6 protein-coding genes are annotated in these 6,260 nt (G+C 49.3%); 3 read left to right on the top strand and 3 right to left on the bottom strand.

The window, feature by feature from the left end; all coding sequences use genetic code 11:
* From CRG49_RS14065 to gltS, 3 genes are all read right to left on the bottom strand, one after another.
* Positions 1 to 171 (bottom strand): helix-turn-helix domain-containing protein (locus CRG49_RS14065; RefSeq protein WP_157807890.1); only part of this gene is annotated, 171 nt, incomplete at its 3' end.
* Between the two features lie 161 nt (positions 172 to 332).
* The gene (locus CRG49_RS11865) at positions 333 to 1,367 is read right to left on the bottom strand and encodes a lysozyme inhibitor LprI family protein (protein WP_095502755.1); all 1,035 of its coding nucleotides are present in this window, start codon (positions 1,365 to 1,367) and stop codon (positions 333 to 335) included.
* A 134-nt stretch (positions 1,368 to 1,501) separates the two neighbouring features.
* A complete protein-coding gene (gene gltS, locus CRG49_RS11860) occupies positions 1,502 to 2,722 on the bottom strand; it encodes a sodium/glutamate symporter (protein ID WP_095502756.1) in 1,221 nt (406 codons plus the stop codon).
* A gap of 434 nt (positions 2,723 to 3,156) precedes the next feature.
* Between gltS and CRG49_RS11855 the strand changes: the two genes are divergently transcribed.
* From CRG49_RS11855 to CRG49_RS11845, 3 genes are read left to right on the top strand one after another with little or no spacing between them, the layout of a single operon-like run.
* Entirely contained in the window at positions 3,157 to 4,827 is a 1,671-nt protein-coding gene (locus CRG49_RS11855) for a carbon starvation protein A (RefSeq protein WP_095502757.1), read from the top strand.
* On the top strand, positions 4,827 to 5,090 hold the full coding sequence (locus CRG49_RS11850) for a cory-CC-star protein (protein ID WP_095502758.1): 264 nt from the start codon (positions 4,827 to 4,829) through the stop codon (positions 5,088 to 5,090). The genes CRG49_RS11855 and CRG49_RS11850 overlap by 1 nt, the downstream gene beginning before the upstream one ends.
* Entirely contained in the window at positions 5,090 to 6,097 is a 1,008-nt protein-coding gene (locus CRG49_RS11845) for an ArsA family ATPase (RefSeq protein ID WP_229436926.1), read from the top strand. Before CRG49_RS11850 ends, CRG49_RS11845 begins: the two co-directional genes overlap by 1 nt.
* Positions 6,098 to 6,260 lie beyond the last annotated feature (163 nt).

The following is a 6,260-nucleotide window of genomic DNA, read 5'->3' as shown; positions in this document are numbered from 1 at the left end:
CTGTTGTGCTTTTCGGTAACAGTAGGTTCCGTTGACGGAATGCCGTCTGATTTCCCGACTGACGGTGGCGGGATGACAACCGATGTTCTGTGCGATTTGGTTTAGGGGTAGGTTGCGGTAATGTCTGGAAATGTAGTATCTTTGGTGTGAGGTCAGTTGTGTGTAGGTCATATTGCAATCTTTCTTGTCAGGAAAGGCAGTATACTACCGCATACTGGCCTTTTCTGTTATTGGAAATTGCACTTGTTAGGCGAATGTAAGGGCCTTCAATTTTGTCGGATAGTTTAAAGACAGGGCTTCTGAAAAGAGAAGCCCTATGTTGATTTTAGAATTTAGTGAATAGTAAAGCCGCGCAGGTATTGGGTGCGCTCGCGGGTCATACGGGTGTCGCATTGCAGTTGCAGATACTCGGCTTGTGCCGGATTATCGGCTGGTGCGGCAGCGCGCAGGCAGTTTTGAGATTTACTTTGAATCCAGCTGCGCTGCTCATCCAGAATGCCTTGTTGCACCCCACGTTCCATGCTGTTCCAAAGGCTGTTGATTTCGGCTTCGGCTTGGCGGTTTTGTGCGCGTGCGGTTTCTAAATCATCCATGGAGAATGATGAGCCTTGAGCAGGCGTGTCAATCGTCGGGCTGATGATTTCGGTGTGTGAATCCAAGCCGATTAAATCTTGTGGGATGCCATCGTATTGGCTGGCGGCATTATTTTCCAAAATATCTTCAGGGTCGGCTTCCGGCGGTTCGTCGAAAGTTTGGGTTGCGCTCAGGCGGATGGCTTCTTCTTTGCTGACTGCTTGGCCGTCAATCATCACAATGCTTTTGACGCCGTAGGGCAGCAGGGCGGCAGATAAGGTCTGCGCAGTTGCGGTCACGACATTGTCTTCCAGGTTCACGCCGTCGGTTTGGTTTGGTGTGTAGCGGATGGTGGTGGTGAAGCTGTTGCCTGAGTAGCTGAGATGGCTGCCCATGATTTTTTGTTCGATGATTTCGCCTACGCTCGTGCTGCCGTAAATCAACGGGCTGTTGGCGGCGGCGCTGTTAGCAATATCGGTTGGTATGATGATGCGTAAACCGGCACTACACAGGGTTTTGTTGCCTTCGCGTATGGTTTGGGCATCTTCTAAGTTGATGTCGAGAAGGGAGCCTGCTGCAATGATTTTATCGGCATCGACAAATTGGCGGCTGTCGTTGCGGGCAAATGCGCGCGCTTCTTGTTTGATGATGTCTTGAAGATTGTTGCGGATATTTTGCACTACGGCAGGGTCGGTACAGGCCAATTCAGCGGTGGTGTCCTGCTTGTTGGGCTTGTCGCCGCAAGCGGCCAATAAACCGGTGGCAAGCGTTAAAGCCAGCAGTTTTCGATACATAATATTCTCCTTAACGGGTATGGACCGGATTAGCTAAAGGCAGCCATACGCATTTTTGATGTTTCAGACGGCATAATAACAAAAGCACTTGTAACAAGTAAGATGTTACAAGTGCTTTTTCGTTGATTAACTGATTATTTGAGGAAGTTTAAGAAGCCCGACAAAATAATCACATTGACGATATCGACAAAGAATGCGCCCACCATCGGTACAATCAAGAACGCTTTGTGTGATGAACCGAAAGTTTGGGTAATCGATTGCATATTGGCAACCGCAGTTGGCGTTGCGCCCATACCAAAGCCACAGTGGCCGGCAGACAACACAGCAGCATCATAGTCACGACCCATCACCACATAAGTTACGAAAGTTGCATACAGAATCATCACCACCACTTGAACCGCCAAAATAATGGCCACCGGGCCGGCCATGCCGGTCAATTCCCACAGCTTCAAGTTCAACAGCGCCATGGCCAAGAATAAGGACAGCGAAGCATTACCGAATACATCAATCGCGCGGTCGAACATGTTGACTTTGAATGCGCCGGTCAAGACGTTACGCAGAATTACACCGAAGAACAAACACCATACGAATTTCGGCAAATCAATCAGATACTGCTTGTCGTAGCTGTCCATGATTTCAGCAAATGCCAAACACGCGGCGAACATGGCCAGAGTTTCCACTGCATTGTCTGCGGTAATCAGGCGTTGGCGGTGTGCTTTTTCAAAGATGTCATCATTGTTGTCGTTGGTGTTTTCGTTTGTGATTTCTTCAGCAGAAATCGGCTTGCGGCCTTGGCGGTTAATCAGACGGCGAGCTACCGGCCCACCAATCAAACCGCCGAATACCAAGCCGAATGTGGCCGCGGCCATACCCAAGGTCGTCGCGCCCATGACACCATATTCTTTCTCAAAAGTCGGCCCCCATGCACCGGCGGTACCGTGGCCACCGGTCAAGGTTACCGAGCCGGTCATTAAGCCAATCAGCGGATCCAAGCCCAATACAGTCGCCAAGCCAACACCCACTGCGTTTTGTACCACAATGTACAAGCCAACCACTACGGTGAAAATCACCAATGGCAAACCACCGGCTTTCAAGCGTGAGAAGTCTGCACTCAAGCCGATAGATGCAAAGAAAATCAGCATGAAGGCATCTTGCAAAGGCTTTTCAAATTTGAAGCTGACACCGTACATTTGGTGCAAAACAAACAGCACCAAAGCAGCAATCAAGCCGCCGGCAACCGGCTCTGGGATGTTGAAATCACGAAGAATGCGGATTTTCTTCACCAAAAATTTGCCCAAGAGCAGCACCAAGGTTGCCGCAATCAGGGTGTAGTAACTGTTAAATTCCCATTCCATAATAGTTTCTCTCTATAAAAAAAGGGGTTTATGAAAGATAATTGACGATATTAGGGGAGCTGTTAAATTTTGTCAAAGAACAAAGCCCATTTTAATCGCATATTTACATTGTGGAAGCTTAATTAGTTTAGGCCGTCTGAAAAAAGAATGGTGAATAAGGCCATTGTTTAATATAAATGGTTTATGAGTTTAGAAATAACATATCCATGGCGTAGTGTCGAAAACCGAATAAATCAGCATGATTATTGCTCTTAGATGAAAATGATTGCAGTGAAATATTATTATGATTTTAATGAGGAGGAAAAGTGTTTCACATATGCCTAAAAACATCTAAAACCACCACCGTTAGGTAAATTTATGTATGCAGGCTATTAAGGTTTGTGATATATAGTCTATGGGTTACATAAAATTACAAAATCAATAAGGAGCAACGTATGAGTGCATCTTTACTCTTGATTATAGGCTTGGCTTTAATGGCCTGCGGTTATTTTCTCTATTCGAAATTTATTTCACAAAAGATCTTCAAACTGGATGATAACTTCGTCACCCCAGCGCATGAAATTAACGATGGTGTGGACTATGTGCCGACCAATAAATACGTTTTGTGGGGGCACCACTTTACATCGGTAGCCGGTGCGGCGCCGATTGTAGGCCCTGCGATTGCCGTGTTTTGGGGCTGGCTGCCGGCGTTTGTGTGGGTGGTGTTGGGCACCATCTTCATGGCCGGTGTGCACGATATGGCAGCGGTGTGGGCGAGTGTGCGCAATAAAGGCCAATCCATCGGCACCATTGCCGGCTCGGCCGTAAACGCACGTACCCGCAGTCTGTTTATGATTGTGATTTTCCTGCTGTTGCTGATGGTAAACGCCGTGTTTGCCGTGGTGATTGCAGGCATGATGATTAAAACGCCTTCTTCTGTGTTGCCGGTGTGGGGCGCATTGGTGGTGGCATTTGTGATCGGACAATGTATCTACCGCTTTAAAATGAACCTGTTGTGGGTATCGATTATCGGTGTGGTGGCTTTGTACACCTTGATTTACTTAGGCCCGATGTTCCCGATTGTGTTGCCGGAAACCATGTTCGGTTTGCCGGCCAATGCGGTATGGATTATTTTCCTGTTTGTTTACGCAGCGATTGCTTCGTTGCTGCCGGTATGGATGCTGTTGCAACCGCGTGACTACATCAACGGCCTGCAATTGTTTGTCGGCTTGTTTGTGATGTATGCCGCGATTTTCTTGGTAAGCCCGGATGTCGTAGCGCCTGCCGTGAATGAAAACGTACCGGCCGGTACGCCGCCAATCATGCCGCTTCTGTTTGTGACCATTGCGTGTGGCGCGATTTCAGGCTTCCACGGTTTGGTATCGAGCGGTACCACTTCCAAACAAATCAACCGTGAACCGGATGTGCGTTTTGTCGGCTACTTCGGTGCAATGGGTGAAGGCATGTTGGCCTTGGCTGCGATTTTGGCCGCCACTGCCGGTTTCGCCACTTTGGGTGACTGGGAAGCGGTGTACACCAAATTTGGTGCAGGCGGTATTGGTGCGTTTATCGATGGTGGTGCCGCGATTATGCACGAAGGCATCGGCCTGTCGCCTGAATTGTCAGCTACCATGCTGACCGTAATGGCCGCCTTGTTTGCCGGTACCACCATGGATACAGGTGTTCGTTTGCAGCGCTATATTTTCCAAGAGTGGGGCGACATTTACCAAATCCAATCCTTCCGCAAAGGTTGGGTAGCGACATTATTGGCTGTCGGCACTTGTGCGCTGTTGTCATTCGGTGCGGGTGGTTTAAAAGGCGATGGTGGTATGCTGATTTGGCCGTTGTTCGGTACCACTAACCAATTGATGGCAGGTTTGACTTTGCTGGTGGTGACTGTGGTGTTGATGAAAGCCGGCCGTAAAGTATGGTTTACGCTGATTCCAATGGTCTTCCTGCTGATTATGAGCATCTTGGCCTTGGTATTGCAGCTGAAAACCTTCTACGATCAATCCAACTGGCTGCTGGTCGTATTGGATGTGGTGATTCTGATTTGTTCGATTTTGGTGTCGCTGGAGTGTGTTTCCGTGCTCAAACGCGAATGGCCTAAACGCAAAGGCGCGTAATGGGCTGGCATGAAAAATGGCAGGCGTTTGCCGAAGGGTTGCAAGAGTTTTACCATGCACCTTATCGGCAAACGCTCACTCGGGCGTATCGTGACGAACAGGATTTGTTTATGCTGATGATTTTCGCAGAAAGCCTCGGCATTCCTAATCCGATGACGTTTTACACGCTCGAGCTGCAACCCCTGCTGCTGGAAGAATTCCACGATTGGCACTTGCGCATGGGCATGCCGCATTCACCTTTAGATCGATTCGGATGCTGTTAATGGATACATTATTGCAACAAGCGGCGGCAACGCCGCTTTTATTTGTCGGCGGCAAGGGCGGGGTTGGCAAAACCACCCATGCCGCTGCTTTGGCCACACGCTTGGCAGAAAGCGGCAAAAAAGTGCTGCTGGTTTCCACGGATCCCGCGCACAGCTTGGGCGATGTGCTGCAATACACGCTCTCGGGCACCATCCGCCCGTTGACCGACAATTTGGCAGCGCTGGAACTCAACCCACACCAAATTGCCGACAAGCATTATGCCCAAGTCAGCGAATTGTTGGCGGGCTACACCAAGCCCGAGCTGGTTGAGAAAATGCGCCAACATATTGAAGCCGCCAAAAGCTCGCCCGGTGCGGAAGAAGCCGCGATTCTCGAAGCCTTGTGCAAATACATCACCCATCACAAAATCATGGGCTATGAACACGTTGTGTTCGATACCGCCCCTACCGGCCACACTCTGCGTCTGCTCGAATTGCCGCAAATGATGGCCGCGTGGACGGATGCTTTGTTGTCACAACAAGGGCGGCAGCAAAAACTGCGCGATGCCGCTTTACCGTTTTGGCAGAAAACTCAGCGGGAAAACACCCTACTGAGCGAATCGCGCAACCAACGCTGGGACAAAGCCCTCGAAACCTTGGAAAAGCGCCGCCAATTGTTTGCCGATGCCGGCCAGTTGCTCGCCGACCCTGCTTATACGTCCATCATTTTGGTGATGACTCCCGAAATGCTGCCACTGGCCGAAACCCACCGCGCATTGGCGCAACTGCATCATTTTAAATTGCCGTGCAGCCACATCATCGTCAACCAAATCATGCCGCAATCGCAAGCCGACAATGATTTCTGGCAGCAACGCTACCAGCGGCAGCAAGACATCTTGCAACAAATCCGCCGCGATTTCAGCCAAGTCAACCTGCATCATTACGCCTTGCAATCAAACGATGTTCGCGGGCTGGAAGCCTTATCTGCATTTGGTAGCAATGGGCGCATGAGTGAAGAGCGTTTATAAAACCGATTAAAATCGAAAGGCCGAGACCTTTGCAAAACCCTACCTACCATCAAAAAAGCTTACCTAGGTTACTAAGTAAGCTTTTTTTCAACATAAAATCCCCAATCATTACCTAAAATTCCCTATTCTCGGGCACATTTCCCCCTTTTCACGCGGCAGCAGA

It is taken from the genome of Neisseria sp. N95_16, assembly GCF_002551535.2.
Taxonomy (GTDB): Bacteria; Pseudomonadota; Gammaproteobacteria; order Burkholderiales; family Neisseriaceae; genus Neisseria; species Neisseria brasiliensis.
This window is presented reverse-complemented; position numbering and strand designations above follow the sequence as displayed.

Excerpts from the sequence above, each read along its gene's own strand:
- CRG49_RS11865 (WP_095502755.1), bottom strand. The coding sequence starts at position 1,367 with ATGTATCGAAAACTGCTGGCTTTAACGCTTGCCACCGGTTTATTGGCC.
- gltS (WP_095502756.1), bottom strand. The coding sequence starts at position 2,722 with ATGGAATGGGAATTTAACAGTTACTACACCCTGATTGCGGCAACCTTG.
- CRG49_RS11850 (WP_095502758.1), top strand. The coding sequence starts at position 4,827 with ATGGGCTGGCATGAAAAATGGCAGGCGTTTGCCGAAGGGTTGCAAGAG.
- CRG49_RS11855 (WP_095502757.1), top strand. The coding sequence starts at position 3,157 with ATGAGTGCATCTTTACTCTTGATTATAGGCTTGGCTTTAATGGCCTGC.
- CRG49_RS11845 (WP_229436926.1), top strand. The coding sequence starts at position 5,090 with ATGGATACATTATTGCAACAAGCGGCGGCAACGCCGCTTTTATTTGTC.